At 51.2% G+C, this 18,301-nt stretch carries 13 protein-coding genes; 8 read left to right on the top strand and 5 right to left on the bottom strand.

The window, feature by feature from the left end:
• The first annotated feature begins 108 nt into the window (after positions 1-108).
• The 3 genes from HF324_RS32900 (at position 109) to HF324_RS32890 (ending at position 2,646) form a co-directional block, all read left to right on the top strand.
• Complete coding sequence (locus tag HF324_RS32900; protein ID WP_168808096.1) at positions 109-1,512, top strand: MBL fold metallo-hydrolase; 1,404 nt, start codon at positions 109-111, stop codon at positions 1,510-1,512.
• Between the two features lie 250 nt (positions 1,513-1,762).
• Entirely contained in the window at positions 1,763-2,248 is a 486-nt protein-coding gene (locus HF324_RS32895; protein ID WP_168808094.1) for a BON domain-containing protein, read from the top strand.
• Positions 2,249-2,268: 20 nt separating this feature from the next.
• Positions 2,269-2,646, top strand: coding sequence for a LysM peptidoglycan-binding domain-containing protein (locus HF324_RS32890; protein ID WP_168861679.1), 378 nt, complete (start codon positions 2,269-2,271; stop codon positions 2,644-2,646).
• Between the two features lie 98 nt (positions 2,647-2,744).
• Here HF324_RS32890 and HF324_RS32885 read toward each other — a convergent pair whose 3' ends face one another.
• From HF324_RS32885 to HF324_RS32865, 5 genes are read right to left on the bottom strand one after another with little or no spacing between them, the layout of a single operon-like run.
• Complete coding sequence (locus tag HF324_RS32885) at positions 2,745-3,608, bottom strand: lysophospholipid acyltransferase family protein (RefSeq protein ID WP_168861678.1); 864 nt, start codon at positions 3,606-3,608, stop codon at positions 2,745-2,747.
• Between the two features lie 54 nt (positions 3,609-3,662).
• Positions 3,663-5,261: an L-aspartate oxidase gene (gene nadB, locus HF324_RS32880; RefSeq protein ID WP_168808088.1), complete on the bottom strand. Its 1,599-nt coding sequence runs from the start codon at positions 5,259-5,261 to the stop codon at positions 3,663-3,665.
• 47 nt (positions 5,262-5,308) lie between these two features.
• Positions 5,309-5,971 carry a lysoplasmalogenase gene (locus HF324_RS32875; RefSeq protein WP_168808086.1) on the bottom strand — a complete coding sequence of 221 codons (663 nt, stop codon included), beginning with the start codon at positions 5,969-5,971 and terminating at the stop codon, positions 5,309-5,311.
• Positions 5,972-6,019: 48 nt separating this feature from the next.
• Positions 6,020-7,360: a sensor histidine kinase gene (locus tag HF324_RS32870; protein WP_168808083.1), complete on the bottom strand. Its 1,341-nt coding sequence runs from the start codon at positions 7,358-7,360 to the stop codon at positions 6,020-6,022.
• A gap of 41 nt (positions 7,361-7,401) precedes the next feature.
• Positions 7,402-8,748 (bottom strand): sigma-54-dependent transcriptional regulator, encoded by a 1,347-nt coding sequence (locus HF324_RS32865; RefSeq protein ID WP_220100653.1) that lies wholly within the window; start codon positions 8,746-8,748, stop codon positions 7,402-7,404.
• Between the two features lie 213 nt (positions 8,749-8,961).
• Here HF324_RS32865 and HF324_RS32860 point away from each other — a divergent pair, with 213 nt between their 5' ends.
• The 5 genes from HF324_RS32860 (at position 8,962) to HF324_RS32840 (ending at position 18,298) form a co-directional block, all read left to right on the top strand.
• Positions 8,962-10,209: an efflux RND transporter periplasmic adaptor subunit gene (locus tag HF324_RS32860; protein ID WP_168808081.1), complete on the top strand. Its 1,248-nt coding sequence runs from the start codon at positions 8,962-8,964 to the stop codon at positions 10,207-10,209.
• A 66-nt stretch (positions 10,210-10,275) separates the two neighbouring features.
• Positions 10,276-10,965 carry an ABC transporter ATP-binding protein gene (locus tag HF324_RS32855; protein ID WP_168808079.1) on the top strand — a complete coding sequence of 230 codons (690 nt, stop codon included), beginning with the start codon at positions 10,276-10,278 and terminating at the stop codon, positions 10,963-10,965.
• A 34-nt stretch (positions 10,966-10,999) separates the two neighbouring features.
• Positions 11,000-13,393, top strand: a complete 2,394-nt coding sequence (locus tag HF324_RS32850; RefSeq protein WP_168861677.1) for an ABC transporter permease — start codon at positions 11,000-11,002, stop codon at positions 13,391-13,393.
• Between the two features lie 15 nt (positions 13,394-13,408).
• The gene (locus tag HF324_RS32845; protein ID WP_168808075.1) at positions 13,409-15,799 is read left to right on the top strand and encodes an ABC transporter permease; all 2,391 of its coding nucleotides are present in this window, start codon (positions 13,409-13,411) and stop codon (positions 15,797-15,799) included.
• A 93-nt stretch (positions 15,800-15,892) separates the two neighbouring features.
• Positions 15,893-18,298, top strand: a complete 2,406-nt coding sequence (locus HF324_RS32840) for an ABC transporter permease (protein ID WP_168861676.1) — start codon at positions 15,893-15,895, stop codon at positions 18,296-18,298.
• Positions 18,299-18,301 lie beyond the last annotated feature (3 nt).

Here is an 18,301-nt window from a genome sequence, read left to right as displayed (position 1 = left end):
CGGAAGGCTACTTTTTTATTTTAGTATAGATTTTATCCATACGTGCGGGGGGTGATTTATTTGTAAATTTGCGGATTACAAAAACCAATCAAATCAAAAAGCCAATCCATGTACGTAAAACAATTATACACCAATTGCCTGTCAGAAGCGGCATACTTCATTGAATCAGGAGGAGTGGCCGTGGTGATAGACCCGCTGAGGGATATCGATGTATACCTGGACCTTGCCAGGGAGCGCAATGCCACTATCAAATACATTTTCGAAACCCATTTCCACGCAGACTTCGTGTCGGGGCACCTGGAACTGGCGAAAGCTACCGGTGCGCAGATCGTGTTCGGCCCGGACGCTGAAACCGGCTTCGACGCCTACGTGGCAAAAGATAATGAAGAATTCGCCATTGGCGATGTGACCATTAAGGTGTTACATACGCCGGGGCATACACTGGAATCCACCTGTTACCTCCTGCTCGACGCCAACAAAGCGCCGCACGCTGTTTTTACAGGAGATACGCTGTTTGTAGGCGATGTTGGCCGTCCGGACCTGTTCAGCGGCAATCTCACCAAAGAAGAACTGGCCGGTTTCCTGTTTGATTCACTGAACAACCGGATCAAAACGCTGCCTGATAACGTGATCGTATATCCGGCGCACGGTCCCGGGTCTGCCTGTGGCAAAAACCTTGGTCCGAACACCTATAGCACCATCGGAGAAGAAAAGAGCACCAACTATGCACTGCTGGCCACCGACAAGGCACAGTTCATCCAGGAAGTGACCAGTGGCTTATCCACACCGCCTTCTTATTTCCCGATCAACGCAAAAATCAACAAAGAAGGTTATGACGCGCTGCAGGCCGTGATGAACAAAGCGCTGCAACCGCTTTCTCCGGCTGCGCTGAAAGAAAAACGTGCTGCAGGCGCCCTGATCCTCGACACCCGTCCGGCTACGGAATTTGGCGACGGCTTTGTGCCTGAATCCATCAGTATCGGACTGGAAGGCCGTTTCGCAGAATGGGCCGGCAGCCTGTTGCCTTTCGACCAGGAAATCATCCTGGTCACCACACCGGGCAAAGAAGAAGAAACGGTGGTAAGAATGGCCCGCGTAGGTTTTGAAAACGTAGCGGGTTACCTCGAAGGCGGTTTCCCGGCCTGGGAAGCAGCCGGTGAGGAAAGAGACATGATCATCACCGTGGAGGCAGATGAACTGGCCATGGACGTACCGCATGATGAAAACCTCGTGATCGTGGACGTACGCAAGCCGGTAGAATACGCCAACGGACATATTAAAGATGCCATCAGCCTGCCGCTGGGTGATATGATGGACGCCGCCAACCTTGCCAACCTGGAAGAACATCTGAACCTGTATGTTCACTGCCAGGGTGGCTACCGCAGCATCATCGCCTGCTCTATCCTGAAGAAAGAAGGCATTCACAACCTGCGTAACGTAGAGGGTGGCTTCGCTAAAATGAAAGACGAAAAAGGACTGGAAGTAGTACAGGAAAAAAATGTGCTGAACTAAAGCGCCTTTTCAAATGATATATCAGCAGGCCGCAAAGGAATCCCTTTGCGGCCTGCCTGTTTTATATAGACAAATAAACGAATGTATACCACTGCAGTTCCATTTCCCTCAAATCCTTTATTGAAGCCGTTCTTTTTCAGATTGACTTTTCTGCTTGTGTTGTTTTTAGGTTGATTAACAATTAGTTAAACGAGAAAAAATTTTCTGTTAGCACGTTATTTGTTATCTTCTGGAACTAAAACTTCTCACCATGAATAGAAAATCCTTAGCACTCGCCCTTTTGATGGTGATGGGCGTTTTCTTCTTCGCCTGTAAGCCATCGGACAGCAAAATCCAGCAGGCCGTTAATGAAAAACTAAGCACTATTCCGGGTATCACCGCAGAGGTGAAAGGCGGAGTAGTAACCCTGAGCGGCGAAGTGACCGATGATGCCGCCAAAGCAGCAGCGGAAGAAGCCCTGAAAGGCGTTTCCGGTGTGAAATCCGTCACTAATAATATCACTGTAAAGGCGCCGGAACCTGCCCCCGCTCCGGTAACGATCAACCCCGACGATGTGCTGAAGAAAACCCTTGATTCTGCCTATGCAGCAGCCGGATTTTCTACGGTAACCGTTACGGTGGCCAACGGTGAAGTTACCCTGAACGGCGAAGCTAAAAAAAGCGATCTGCGTAAAATCATTCAGACAGCGCAGGAATCCAAACCCAGGAAAGTTAACAACAACCTTAAATTGAAATAACCCTTCAAAAAATTACTGTCATGAGTTTACAGGATAAATACCAGGAACTGATCAGCCAGGCCAACAGTGCCGGCGTTACCAATTTACAGGTAAGGGAGCAGGACGGTGTACTGTATATCGATGGTGGCGCTACTGCAGCGGTGAAAGACCAACTGTGGGACACCTACGAAAAACTGGACCCCGAAATGCGTTCTGCTGATGTGGTTATGAATATCACTGTTGCCGATGGCGGCGGGGGCGGAGAGCAGGTGTACGAAGTCAAATCCGGCGACAATCTGAGCAAGATTGCCAAAAACTATCCCGGTGTTTCGTGGAAAGAGATCTTTGAGGCCAACAAGGACCAGATCAAAGACCCGAATAAAATCTTTCCAGGACAAAAACTGAGGATACCCGGGTAGGAATTACGAATTGCGAATTACGAATTAAGGGCTGTTTTTTGGAAAAGTTAGTAAATAACCGCTCCAAAAAACAGCCCTTAATTCGTAATTCGTAATTCCTAATTCGTAATTGGATACTGGTGTTTCCACCTTCTGTGGCTCCACACCCATACTTCGGGTTGCTCGTGAATATTTTTCTCCAGGAACTGTACAAAGGCTTCTGTGATTTTGCCTACCGGCTCCTGTTGCGGTTCTTCAAACATCAGTTTCAGGGTGGCGTGGTAATAACCGCGTTTGGTTTTACGGATGTCTACAAACACTACCGGGATATCATTTCTGCGGGCTGCCATTTCGGGGCCTTTATAGAAAGGCGTCATCTTGTTAAGGAACGGGTACCACAGGCAGCTCCTGGGATTGCCCGGGTTCTGATCTGCCACCAGCGCAATCAGGTATTGTTTTTCGAGCCAGGGCTTCATACTGTTGGCCATGTCATTGGCGGGGATCAGTATGGAGCCGAATTTTTCCCGGAAGTGGCGGAACATGCGGTCGGCCGGTTTACTGCTGAGCGGCATGTATACCACGAGGAAAGGGAAAGCCACGCCCTGCATGCAGAAGAGGTTGGCCCATTCCCAGTTGAAATTGTGCCCGAGGTGCAACTGGCAGCTCTTGCCTTTGGCGTATAACTCATGCAGCACCGTTAGGTCGCAGATAAAACGCTTCTGCAGCTGCTTTTTGCTCATGGTAAGCAGCTTGATGGTTTCCACCATCATATCGGTAAGGTTACGGTAGTATTTTTTAGCCAGCCGGTTGATTTCTTCCGGCGATTTATCCGGGAACGCCTGTTTCATATTGGCCAGCACCACTTGCTTCCGGTAACCGAATACGTAGTACACCAGTGCATACAGGATGTCACTGATGAAGTAAAGTACCGGGAAAGGCAATAAGGAAATGCCGTAACAAAAAACAAGTAGTAAATAGTACATATGCCTGTCTAAACTTGAATGCCCCGCAAAGGTAATGAAAACCAGCGGGTTGGCTTACAAGACAATATTTTGCACCAGTTCGCATTTGTACGGGTAGTCCGTATTGAAGTGCAGGCCTCTGCTCTCTTTGCGGAAGGCGGCGCCTTTTACGATCAGGTATGCGGCCGTGATCAGGTTACGCAATTCACATAACTGCGGAGATACCTCTGTTTTTTCGTAGAGGGCTTCGGTTTCTTCGTGCAGCATATCGAGGCGGCGCATGGCGCGGGCCAGACGTTCGTTGGTCCGTACGATGCCTACATAGTCGCTCATGATCTGTTTCAGCTCCTTGAGGCTTTGGGTGATGAGGATCATTTCCCGGGGAGCGGTGGTGCCGCGGGCGTCCCAGTCGGGCACGTTTTCCCGGAATTCCAGCGTATCTATTTTGCTGGTGGCGTCCATGAAGCAGCGGTGGGCAAACACCATAGCTTCCAGCAGGGAGTTGGAAGCGAGGCGGTTGGCGCCATGCAGGCCGGTGCTGGCGCATTCGCCGCAGGCATAGAGATTACGGATGGAGGTTTGGCCCCATTCGTTGGTTTTGATGCCTCCGCAGCTGTAGTGTGCTGCCGGCGCTACCGGGATCATCTGTGTCTGCACGTCGATGCCGGCGGCTTTACAGGTCTCGTAAATATTAGGGAAGTGGTGAATGAATTTTTCGATGTCCATATGGCGGCAGTCGAGATACACATACTCGGTACCGGTGATCTTCATCTCACTGTCGATGGCGCGGGCCACGATATCGCGTGGCGCCAGTGACAGGCGGGGATCGTACTTATGCATGAAGTCTTCGCCGTGGATGTTGCGGAGGATGCCGCCGTCGCCACGTACCGCTTCCGTGATCAGGAAAGAAGGGCTGACGCCGGGCTGGTAAAGGGCGGTAGGGTGGAACTGGATAAACTCCATATTTTCGATACGGCCTTTGGCGCGGTACACCATGGCTACGCCATCGCCGGTAGCGATGGTGGGGTTGGTGGTGCTGCGGTACACCTGCCCGTTGCCGCCGGTGGCCAGCAGCGTTACTTTCGCCAGGATGGTTTCTATTTTCCTGCTGTTGAGGTTGAGCACATAAACGCCGAAGCATTCCACGTCGGGCGTGGATTTGGTGACCAGGTAGCCCAGGTGGTGCTGCGTGATCAGGTCTACCACAAAGCAGTGGGTGACGAGATTGATATTGGGCCGGCGGTGGATGGCTTCCAGTAGTGCGCGTTCAATCTCTTTGCCGGTAATGTCTTTATGATGGATCACCCTGAAAACGGAGTGTCCGCCTTCGCGGCCCAGCGAGAAGTCACCGTCAGGGTTTTTGTCGAAGTTGGCGCCCCATTCGATGATTTCATTGACTCTTTCGGGCCCTTCTGTGACCACGATCTCCACAATCCGTTCGTTGCAAAGGCCGTCACCTGCGATGAGGGTGTCTTCTATATGTTTTTCAAAGCTGTCGTTTTCCAGATCGTTGACCACTGCCACACCGCCCTGCGCGTATTTGGTATTGGTTTCATCCTCACGGCTTTTAGTGATAACGGTAATTGTTTTATCGGGGCACTGCTGCGATACTTTGAGTGCATAGGTCAAGCCTGCAATCCCCGAACCGATGACAAGAAAATCTGTTTGCTGCATAGGGTACGAAATTACCGCTTTTTTAATACCAATACCGGTGATTTTTGTCACCGGCGGTAATACTGCACGGCGCCATACACCAGTCCTGCCTGCGCCAGCCCGTAGGTGAGCATGACCAGCTGTCCGCCTGCCGGCAGGGGATGATAAAACCGGCCCAGCGCAATGAGGGCGTCAGACAGCACAAAAAGCACCGCGCCTCCCAGGCAATACCAGGCCATACGCTGGTAACGGTAATGAAAGGCATGTATCACACTCTGCAGCATGATGGATATCACCAGCGAATAGATGATCACCGGGATGACCATACTGCCCAGGTAAGGCATCAGAAAGAGGATGTAACCGATGACCGCGGCGGCATTGAGAAATACCCAGTGGTATTTGCAGAGCGGAACCGGCGGATTCGAGTACCGTATCGTCAGGAAAAAGAAAATGTAAAAAACATGCCCCGCCAGGAAACAGCCCAGTCCCGGTAAAAAGAGGTGGTCAAACATCAGCAGTACATCTCCCAGCAGGCAAAACAACATGGCGCCATACATCCATGCCTTTTGTCTGGCCGGTACTGTTTCCCCGGCTGTCAGGAAGTAAACAGCCAGTAGCGGTACGAGTAATGGTTTGGTAGCAAAGCGGAGGCTGTCCATGTTCAGGCTGATCAATACCAGATCAGCAAAGAGGGTCAGGAAATACAGCGCTAACCATCTGGATGGGTTCATGAGTTGTGCAGGTTGTTATAACAAGATAACAAACTTTTGGCACAAACGTCAGGTGTTCAACAGAATAAGGAACGTTGATCCGTTGCCGTTATTGCCCGGGCTTAATACCTTCAGCTGTCCGCCATGCATCTGTATAATCTGTTGTGAGAGACTGAGGCCGATACCTGAACCGGTTTTTTTGGTGGTGAAGAAAGGGATAAAGATTTTGTTCATGGCGTCGGTATCGATACCAGGGCCGTTGTCGGTGATCTCAATGCAGACCTGCTGTATGTTATTGAGATACACTTTCATGTGGATACCGGGATTGTCGGTGTGTTCGAGGGCGTCCATCGCGTTTTTCACCAGGTTGATCAGTACCATCTGCAGCTGCGACACGTCGGCATGGATCTCTACATTTTCGGCGTCCACTTCCAGCTGGAACTGGATACCGGCCTGCTTCATGTCTGTCTGGAAAAGACTGCTTACGGTAGTTGCCAGTGATTTGATATTGACGCGGGTAAACTGCGGTTGCGGCAGCGTGGTATAGTCGCGGTAAGCGTTTACGAAGTTCATGATGCCTTTGCTGCGGCTTTCCACTGTCAGCAGGGCTTCCCGGAGGTCCTCAATGCCTTCCCGGTTGCCGGCGGAGGGGGCTATGTCGAGGTCCACGATTTCTTTCATGGTGCCAATGAGCGACACGATGGGGGTGACGGAATTCATGATTTCATGCCGTAATATTTTCGTCAGGTTCTGCCACGCTTCCAGCTCTTTTTTCTGCAGCTCGGAGTGAATATTCTGGATGGAGATGAGCTTGATAAGCCGTCCCTGCAGCCGCACGGTGGCGGCGTGGATAGACAGCTGCTGCTCCTGCCGCGTGGCGTACAGGGTTTTGTTGCCGGAAGACAGTTCCGTCAGTAATTCCGAGAGACCGGGGTGCACGGTTTTCAGTTCTGCAATATTGCGGAGGCGATAGATGCCCAGCAGGCGGAAAGCGGCGGGGTTGATCAGTTCTATCCGCCCTTCGGCGTCGAAGGAGAACACCCCGATACTGATATGCTGGATGATGGTATCGATGTATTTGAGATTGGCTTCTTTCTCGGCGCGGGTTTGCCGGAAGGCTTCCAGTACCTCGTTGAACTGGTGGTTGAGCATCCGGAAGCTCCTGCCCAGCTGGTTGTCTGCGCTGAAGCGGATAGAGAAATCTTCATACCGGATGGATTCGAGGAAGAGCGTCAGTTTACGGTTGATCCGGTTGAGATAATAGTAGATACCGTATATCTGCAGCGCTACCAGCGGGATGGTAAGGACTGCGAGCGGTGTCATGTCCCGCATGTACAGCCATACTACGGCGGCCAAAGTGATGGTGAGCAGTAGTATGCGGAGGATGATATTGAGGCTGAAGCGGTTCATGATAAGGAGGTTTGCCGGAGGCGGCTCCGGCAAACAGGCAGTTAAATATTGTATTTTTCGAGCCTCCGGTAGAGTGCCGCTCTGCTGAGGCCCAGTTCTTTCGCGGCTTCTGTGATATTCCCGTTACATTTTTTCATGGCCTGGGTGATAATGTTGCGTTCCATTTCTTCCAGGTTATAGCCGGTATCCATTTGCTGGTCCTGCGCGGCGTTGTTTTTCACGAACACGTCTTTGGCCTGCAGGGATTTGCCCTGGGAAAGGATCACGGCCCTTTCCATGGCGTGCTGCAGTTCGCGGATATTACCGGGCCATTCATATTTCTCCAGTTGCTGGATGAGCGATTCATGCAGGCTGTTGACCGGGCGTTTATATTTCTCCCGGTACAGTTGCAGGAAATGTTCTGCCAGTGGTACAATGTCTTCCCGGCGTTCGCGCAGGGGAGGCAGGTGTATTTCGATGGTGTTGATGCGGTAGAGAAGGTCCTGGCGGAACAGGTGTTGGGCGGCCTGTTGCTGGATATTACGGTTGGTGGCGCATATCAGTCTAACGTCGATGGGTATACTCTTGTTGGAGCCTACTTTGGTGACGGACCTGTTTTGCAGCACCGTCAGGAGTTTGGCCTGAAAGGGGATGGAGATGTTGCCGATTTCATCGAGGAAGATGGTGCCGCCGGCGGCTTCTTCGAAGCGTCCGGCCCTGTCTTCGCGGGCGTCGGTGAAGGCGCCTTTTACGTGGCCGAAAAGTTCGCTTTCAAAGAGTGTTTCGCTGATGGCGCCGAGGTCTACGCTGACGATAGGTTTTCCGCTGCGGTGTGATTGCTGGTGAATGTGTCTGGCCAGCATGTCTTTGCCGGTGCCGTTTTCGCCGAGGATGAGTACATTGGCATCGGTGGCGGCTACACGGGAAACGGTATCGAAGACGGCCTGCATGGCCGGGCTGTTGCCTACGATCAGGTTGCCGGTGTTGTGTACTACCGGCGGTTTGTCCAGTTTGGCTGCCCGTTTGTTGTAGGCTGACTGGATAGTGGCCAGTAGTTTTTCATTTTCCCAGGGTTTGAGCACGAAGTCCACTGCGCCGGATTTAATGGCCCTTACCGCCATTTCCACATCGCCGTAGGCGGTAAACAATACCACGGCTGTATCGGGTTTGATGTCGAGGATGCGGTCCAGCCATTCGAATCCTTCCTTACCGCTGCTGAGGTCACGGGTGAAGTTCATATCCAGCAGTATAACGTCGTAGTCGAAGTTGGTTACCAGATACGGGATTTTCTGCGGATTTTTTTCAAAATCCACCTGTTCGAAATGCCGTTTCAGCAGCAGTCGGGCTGCACGCAATACATCAACATCGTCGTCAACGATCAGAATTTTTCCGGGTTGCATGGTGGTCATGGGTAAAAGGTGAATGCAACAATATTACAGAAAGATTTTTTTACAAAAGCGCTTTATTTCAGGCTTTCCGAAAAGTGTCCGTTTATGAACACCGGCTGTCCGGCATAGGACGTTTTTCAACCGGTTTATCCCTCTGAATGCTTGATGGCGTGGTGTTTTGTGCTTTGGCATATGGATTGGAATTCCTTGGGCACAAACTTTTTGATAATTAACATGGACAGAAAAATAGAAAAGAAGTTCTGGAATAAAAAGCGCATCCTGATGATCAGCGGTGGCGGGCTGGTAGCATTGCTGTTACTGTATACGCTGATTTTTGCCGATCACCGGGCCACGCTGAATGTGGAGAAAGACAAGATCACGATCTCTACTGTTAAAAAGGGAACATTCGATGTATATATCGCTGTTACCGCCGTGGTGATGCCATTGAAGACCATCCGTCTCGATGCGATTGAAGGCGGCTATGTAAGCCGCAAGTATCTCGAAGGCGGCAGTATGGTAAAAGAAGGCGATTCCATCCTGAAACTGGACAACCAGCGTATGATGATGGAATTTGTGAACCACGAAACAGAGATCTACCGTCTGCGGAATGAGTTGCAGAACACCCGGTTGAATATCCGTCAGCAGGACTTTGTGATGCAGCAGACCATTTCCGACCTGGACGCCAAGATTGACGCTGCACAGGACCTTTACGACCGCAACAAACAACTGGTAGAGGAGAAGATCGTGGCCCGCCAGGAGTTCAATAAAAACAAGATTGAACTGGAGGGGCTGAAACGGCAGCGTGAGATCCAGACACAGTCCCAGGCCTATCAGCGGGACAATGCCCGTCAGCAGATTACGCAGCTGGAAGGGACCCTGTCCCGCACGCAGCGCAACCTGGAGCTGATGAAACAGAACCTCAACAGCCTGATTGTACGGGCCCCGGTGTCCGGCCAGCTGTCATCTATTGATGTGGAAGTGGGCTCCAGCATTACTGCCGGGCAGAATATTGGCCAGATTGACGACCTGAACGGGTTTAAGTTACGCGCAGACATTGACGAGCACTATGTATCACAGGTTTTTGCCGGCCTGAAAGCTACTTTCGAGTTCGACGGCAAATCTTATGACATGGTCGTTACCAAGGTGTATCCCGAAGTGAAAAGTGGTCGTTTTCAAGCGGATATGAATTTCGAAAAACAAGCACCTGAGGGTATCCGCCGTGGACAGTCCACTCCTATCCGGCTGGTGCTGGGCAAATCGCAGGAAGCGTTGCTGTTACCCCTTGGAGGCTTTTTCTCCGACACGGGCGGTAACTGGGTATACGTAGTGGATAAGGGCGGGAACAAAGCCGTTAAACGGAATATATCGCTCGGAAGGAAAAATCCTTTGTATTTTGAAGTATTGGAAGGGCTGCAGCCGGGTGACCAGGTGATCACCTCTTCCTACGAAAACTTTGGTAACAAGGATGTACTGGCATTTTAAAACATCACCTGTTTTTATATATACGAGTATTGTAAAACCATCATTCATTAAAGACAATCAAGAGATATGATACGTACCGTTAACTTACAAAAGCTGTTCACTACAGAAGAAGTGGAAACAACTGCGCTCAATGGCATTAACATGGAAGTGCAGGATGGGGAATTTGTGGCGATTATGGGACCGTCCGGTTGTGGAAAGTCCACCTTGCTGAATATACTCGGGTTACTGGACAATCCCAGTGACGGTGAGTATCATTTCTGGGGCAAAGAGGTGGCAAGAATGAGCGAGCGTCAGCGGGCGCAGCTGCGTAAGGGGTCTATCGGTTTCGTATTCCAGAGCTTCAACCTGATTGATGAACTAACCGTATATGAAAATGTAGAGCTGCCGCTGCTGTACCTGAAGGTGGCGCCGGCAGAACGGAAACAGAAAGTAGAGGAGGTGCTGGAACGGATGAACATAATGCATCGCCGCAACCACTTCCCGCAGCAGCTGTCCGGTGGCCAGCAGCAGCGTGTGGCCATTGCCCGCGCCGTAGTGGCCAAACCCAACCTGATCCTTGCGGACGAACCTACCGGTAACCTTGATTCCTCCAACGGTGAAGAAGTAATGAAGCTGTTGCAGGAACTGAATAATGCCGGTACCACCCTGATCATGGTGACCCACTCTCCTTATGACGCAGGGTTTGCCCACCGTATTATCAACTTATTCGACGGACGGGTAGTAACTGAGAACATTAAGGAACAGTTTCATGTGTGATTTTCTCCTTCCGCCATTTTAAAATCATCGCATCATGTTCCGGAATTATTACAGAATCGCGTTCCGTCATTTGCAGCGGCATAAGTTTCTCACTGTCATCAACGTTTTTGGGCTGGCAGTGGGAATGGCCTGCTGTATACTGATTGTGCTATACGTGCGGGATGAACTGAGTTTTGACCGCTTCCACCGTAAGGCAGATAGTATTTACCGGCTTACGAAAGTTGAAAGTAATAGTGCCAACGGCTCTATGGATCATGGTGCAAACACACAGATAGCTGTTGGCCCTGCGCTCAAAAAGGAGATCTCCGGCATTAAAGATGCGGTAAGAATATTCACACCGGGCACTACACTGTATACCTACGGAGATAAAAAGATACTGGAAGCGCATACAGGTTATGCCGATGCTTCTTTTTTTCAGATGTTTGATTTTCCGCTACTGGAGGGAGATCCCGCAACCGCACTCAGCACGCCTTATACCGTGGTGCTCACAGCCGGTGCCGCCAAAAGATATTTTGGTCAGGAATCGCCGATGGGGAAATTGCTGAAAGTGGGCAATAAGTATAATTGCACGGTTACCGGCGTAGCTGCTGATATGCCGGCTAATACGGACCTTCGGATGGAGGTTATTCAGTCATTTGCTACGCTGACCAGCGAAAACAGCCGTTGGGAAAGCCAGTGGTTCATGTTCACCAATAATGCCACCTATGTGGAGCTGGCCAAAGATGTTACCCCCACTGCATTAATACCCCTGTTAAAGAACTTTGTGGAGGTGCATATCGGGGAAATTACCAGGAAGTACGGAATCGAATTTTTTCTGGAATTACAGCCATTGAAGCATGTTCACCTACATCCCGACAGCGACAGCGGCGGGCCGGATAATACGCCCATGATCTGGTTGTATGTTGCCATTGCAGCCTTTATTGTAGTGATTGCCTGTATTAATTTTATGAACCTGACCACGGCCCGGGCGAATGAAAGGGCTAAAGAAGTAGGGCTTCGCAAGGCGTTAGGCGCCGAAAGGAGGAGCCTTGTGCTGCAGTTTCTGACCGAGTCGCTGGTGATCAGCCTGTTGTCGCTGATCGGCGCTTTACTGCTGGTGTTGGTTTTTATGCCGGTATTTAACACTATCACCGGTAAACAACTAACGTTGTTTACAGCAACGGATATGTCAGTTTATGGAGGCTTATTGTTGCTCGTGACCGCTGTAGGTCTGCTTGCAGGCAGTTATCCGGCCTTGTACCTCTCGGGATTGATACCTGTTAAAGTGCTGAAAGGCAGCTTTATTACTCCCGGCAGGAAGACATTTATCCGGCGGGCCCTTGTGGTATCGCAGTTTGCCATTGCAGTGATATTGATTGTCGCTTCTGTAGTCGTGTATACGCAGTTGCGTTTCTGGCAGAAGAAGAACCTCGGATTTGATAAAGATCATCTGGTGAACGTTTACCTCGACGGAATAGATTCCAAAGCCGGATTGCTGCGTACGGCAGTGAAAGAATTGCCGGGCGTGCAGGAGGCTTCCCGGAGCAATTTTCTGATCGGCGTAGGTATTATGAACGGTACCGCTATTGCGAGAGAAGGGGTGGATAACAAAGAGTCTTTTGTTGCCAACGTGATCAGCGGCGACGACGCACTGTTGAAAACAACAGGGATTAAGCTGATAGCCGGCAGGGACTTTGATCCCACGATGGCAACGGATTCGACGGCAGCATTTATTGTAAACAGAGCGGCAGCTAAACGACTAGGGTTTGCAGATCCGCTGGGTAAACGGATTGAATGGAGACCCGGTAATCTGACCAAACACGGAACGATCATAGGAATGGTAGAGGACTTTAATTTTCGTTCCCTGCATTATCAGATAGACCCTGTTGTTTATCAAATAAGACCGGAAGATGCGGAAGTACTGACGATAAGGCTTGCGCCCGGTGATAGCCAGAAACAACTGGCGAATATTGAGCGGGTATGGAACCGGTTTGCCCCAGACAGCCCTTTCAACTTTTCTTTTATAGACCAGGCCTTACAGTTACAGTATACCGGTGAACGTACCATGGGAAAGATATTCGGCATATTTGCCGGTCTTGCCGTGTTTATTGCCTGTATGGGATTACTGGGACTCTCTATGCTGATAGCCCGGCAACGGACGAAAGAAATTGGTATCCGTAAAGTACTGGGAGCTTCTGTGACGCACGTATCCGCGTTGTTGTCGCGCGATTTTCTCAAGCAGGTGCTGGCGGGCGTCGCCATCGGGTTACCGATAGCCTGGTATGCTATGGAACAGTGGCTGAGCCATTTTGCTTTCAGGGTACACCTGTACTGGTGGCTGTTTGCGCTTACGGCTTTCATTGTTATCCTGATAGCGCTGTTTACCGTGAGTATCCAGTCGGTGAAGGCTGCGCTCATGAACCCGGTAAAATCACTGAGAACAGAATAATTGCTACTTACGTATATGCTACTCCGTTACATACAAATTGCTTTCAGGAACCTGCGTCGGCAGAAGCTCTTCGCTTTTATCAATATTGCCGGGCTGGCGCTGAGCATGACCGTATGTCTGATGGTATTAAAGTCCACCAAAAAGAATTTCAGTTACGATAAATTTCATCCTGCGGCCTCCCGTACCTGGCGGATCACTTCCCAGGCGATAACGCAGGAGGGAAAGCATTACCATATGGCCAGCGCGCCTTTGCCGCTGACCAACGTATTGCGGCAGGATTACGCCATCGCGGAGGACGCGGTAAGCCTGTACGGCGTTTTAAACGGCAACGTAACCGCCGGTAAGAAGAAACTGCCCGTCAGTGGCGCCTTTACGGAACCAGCCTTCTTCCGGGTATTTGGCTTCCGGTTACAGAGCGGTAATCCGGCCACAGCTTTGTCTGCGCCTAACAGCATCGTATTAAGCGAGGCTGCTGCCAGCCGCATTTTCGGCACTGCGTCCGCCATGGGCAAGGTGGTGCATTTTGAGAAACTGGGCGATTACATCGTTACCGGTATCCTGGCGCCCCCGCCGGGGTTGAGCCATATCGATTACGAGGCTTATGCTTCGCTTTCCTCGGTGCCGGCGCTGGAGCAACAGGGCCTGTTACCGGAGCGGCTGCTGAACTGGAACAACGTACAGGACGGGTATGTATATGTAAAGCTTAAACCGGATGTCAGCGAAGCGGCGCTGGCCACCGCCTTGTCCTTTATCTCTCAAAGATATTATCAGCCGGCTTCCAAAGGGGTTGGCAGCATTACGCTGGAGCAGCAGTCACTCCGCAGTATCTCCCCTTCCCGGGAAATGTATAACGATATTGGCAGCGCGCCGCCCTGGGGCAAAGTACTGGCGGAAATAGCCGTTGGTTTTGCTTTGCTGGTATGTGCCTGCTTTAACTATATTAATTTATCCATTGTTCGTTCGCTGCAGCGGGCGCGCGAAGTGGGCGTCCGTAAAGTCAACGGCGCCTACCGCTGGCAGGTATTCATGCAGTTCATCGTCGAATCGGTGATCATGTGCCTGCTGGCACTGATACTGGCCATGGCATTGCTGATATTGGCGGAACATTATACTTCTATCGGCATCGGCTTCCTTTCCGGTGAACCGGTAGACTATATGCTGATAGGGTGGTTCCTGCTCTTCAGCGTGCTGACGGGCGCGCTGGCGGGCATTATCCCGGCCTGGGCGCTGTCGTCTTTTCAGCCGTCCAAGGTACTGCGCAACATGGTGGACATCAAACTGTTCGGTGGACTGGGACTGCGCAAAACCCTGATCGTGATACAGTTTTCGTTGTCGCTGACAGCCATCGTCTTTTTTGTGACCGTGTACCGGCAGTTTGCCTATAAAGCCGCTTATAACATGGGGTTTGCCCGTGAGAACATATTGAATGTACCGCTGGCAGACGCTGACTTCCAGCTGATGAAAGACAGGATGATGCAGGTGAAAGGCGTGGAGATGATCACCGCCAGCTCAGGCACCCTGGGCGTTCCCCGCCACAGTGGTTTTATGCAGATAAAAACAGCGGTCAACGGGAACCATATGCAGGCGGGCTACTATGCCGGCGACGCCGACTTCCTGAAAGTGATGCAGCTCAGGCTCCTGGCGGGGTCCGGCTTTCCGGCCAATATGCCCCGGGACCATGAACAATATGTTATCGTCAATGAGCAGATGGTGAAAGCGATGAACCTCACATCTCCGTCAGACGCCATCGGGAAAGCCATATGGCTTACTGATTCCGCTATGGTGAGCATCATCGGGGTAGTAAAGGATTTTAATTATCAGCCTATAGAAGCGCCCGTGTTTCCAATGGCCATCCGGTTTGTGCCGGGGCAGTTCACACAGCTGCAGGTGCTGGTAAACACAAATGACAAAGACGCACTGACAGCGGGCATCAAAAAAGCCTGGATGGAGATGCATCCGGGAGAAACGTTTTCTGCGGAATGGATGAGTGACCTGATGCGGGAGAAAACCAGCGGCAAAGAGCCGGTGTCAGGATTGGCAATACTGGTATTTATGATCACCGTGATAGCCGCGCTGGGCCTGCTGGGCGTGGTGTCTTACACAACATTTACCCGCCGGAAGGAAATTGGCGTCCGCAAAGTAATGGGCGCCGGCGTATCCGGATTGGTGCTGCTGCTTTCCCGTAATTATCTCCGCCTTATCCTGCTGGCAGGATTGATTGCGCTGCCGCTCGGGTATCTGGCCAGTCAACTGTTCCTGCAAATATTTGCCAACCGGATCAGCATAGGTTTTTTTACACTGGCAGGCAGTTTTGTTGCGCTGCTGGGGATCGCGCTACTGGCGATCATCTCCCAGACATGGCGGGCAGCGCGGTCTAACCCGGTGGATGTATTGAGAAATGATTAAAATATTATAAAGAGTATAACAAGTGAACAGCAAATCAGAGTGTGTTTCTACGCGCCCTGTTTTATTTTCTAACTTTTAAACGAACGATATCTCATGTTTACAAGCTACCTCAGGATTGCCTGGCGGAATTTATGGAAGCAGAAAGTATTTGCGGCAGTAAACGTGACCGGCATGAGTATCGCTATCTGTGCAGCGCTGCTGCTATCCCTTACCGCCTATAAGGAGTGGAGTTATGACGATTTTCAACAGCACCGGGACCACATTTACCAGTTGTACCGGGAAGACCATCAGTCAAACGGCACCCGTATTTCCAAAAGCTTTTCAGAACCGATGGCCGGGGTGTTACGGAAAGAAGTACCGGGCGTAAAACATGTTACCCGTATCGGCGGCGATAATCTGTCCGTACGGTACAAGGATAAGAGTATTTACCTCGATGTGCAGATGACAGACCCCGATTACCTGCAGATGTTTTCTTTCCCTTTGCAGAAGGGAAACCCCCATACGGCGCTGGACCGGCTGGACCAGGTGGTGCTCACCCGGAGGTCTGCCTCCTCGCTTTTTAACGGGGAAGATCCGGTTGGAAAAACAGTGGAGGTAAATATCGGAGAGCAGTGGAAACCGTTTGTCGTTTCAGCGGTAGCGGACAATATCCCGGACAACTCTTCGCTTTCTTTTGAGGCGCTGATAAGGTTTGAGAACGTAGAAAATTATGCTGACATTCGTAATGACTGGCATACTTCCTCTTATCCTGTTATGCTGGAAATGGCGCCCGCTGTTTCCGCGGCCGCACTGCGTAAAGATCTGGTGCAGGTAGCGCACAAATATATGGGGGACCTCATCCGGGACCTGAAAGGGATGGGAGGAGCACCTGATGAAGACGGGGAGTTCCTGCGTATCCGGACGATACCACTGAGCGACCTGCATCTTTCGCCTCACAGCGTTTTCGGCACCGGTTTGAATCCCTTTTATCCCTGGATGATGGTGATGCTGGCCTGCCTTATTACCGGTATCGCCTGTGTTAATTTTATCAACCTGTCTATCGCCAGATCGTTTACCCGTGGCAGTGAGATAGGGCTGCGAAAGGCGCTGGGCGCTATGGACAGGCAGCTGATGCTGCAGTTTTGGAGCGAAGCTTTCCTGCTGTGTTTTATTTCTCTGGTGCTAAGCCTGTTGCTGGCAACGCTGTTGTTACCTTACTATAATGCCACTTTCAGGCATGCCCTGAGTTTCCGCCTCTTTCAGAACGGATGGCTGATATTGGGCACTGCCGCCACTTTCTTTGGTATAACCCTGCTGGCCGGCGGTTATCCTGCATGGAAGATAGCAAGGGTGAATATTATACAGGTATTGAAAGGTAAGCTGGACCTGGGCAGGGGCGGGCGCGTACGTAACGGCCTGATTGTTTTCCAGTTCATGGTAGCGGCCCTGCTGATCAGCTGTACAGCCGTTATCTGGCAGCAGCTTAATTTCATACGTGCCACACCGTTAGGCTATAATACCACGCAGGTGATCAGTATTCCGGTAGGGAATGCTCCGCAACAGGCGCTTACTGCCATGCGCAACCGGCTGGCATCTGAACCTGCGGTAGAGAGTATTACCGCCAGCACCCTGAATATGGGCCTCGGGAAAGACGGATCATCCGGCAACTGGACGCTCGGCTTCGACTACAAAGGAAACCATGTCAATACGCAGGCGATGGTGGTAGACTACGATTATGCTAAAACGTTAGGTCTGACTTTAATTGCCGGCCGCGATTTTTCCCGCCGGTACGGCGCCGATACCACCGGGGTGGTGATCAACGAGCAAATGGCTAAACAGCTTGGGGAGAAGGACCCGCTGAACGTTGTATATAACGCCAATGGTAATAACTATCATGTGATTGGTGTGGTAAAAGACTATCACTTCGAGTCACTTCGTAAAAAGATAGACCCGCTGATGTTATCCATGTCGGCATCGGCCCGCAAGAGCTATCTTTTTGTGAAAGTGAATACCAACCATCCGGCCGCCACCATGGAGCGAATCAGCGCTCTCTGGAAAGAAATTGATCCGTTGACAATGAGCGAGCCCAGCTTCCTTGATGAAAATACCGACCGGCTCTATCGCCAGGAGGCCCGTTTCTCCAGGATATTTATGAGCGGCGCGGTACTGGCCATTCTCATCTCCTGCATGGGACTGTTCGCTATTGCCATGCTGGTGATGGCGCAGCGGCGTAAGGAAGTTGGTATCCGTAAAGTGCTGGGCGCCTCCGTGAGCAGTATTGTAATGTTGTTGTCGAAAGATTTCCTGAAGCTGGTACTCGTCGCGGTACTGGCGGCAACACCCATCTCGTGGTACCTGATGCAGCGCTGGCTGAACGGGTTCGCGCTTCATGTAGAAATTCACTGGTGGATGTTTGCCGGCGTTTGCGCGGTGGCAGTGGTCATTGCCCTTGCAACGACCAGTCTCCAGACTGTCAGGGCGGCGCTGGCCAACCCGGCAGAAAGCCTGAAAGCAGACTAACGA

This window comes from Chitinophaga oryzae (genome assembly GCF_012516375.2).
In the GTDB taxonomy this organism is placed as follows: domain Bacteria; phylum Bacteroidota; class Bacteroidia; order Chitinophagales; family Chitinophagaceae; genus Chitinophaga; species Chitinophaga oryzae.
This window is presented reverse-complemented; position numbering and strand designations above follow the sequence as displayed.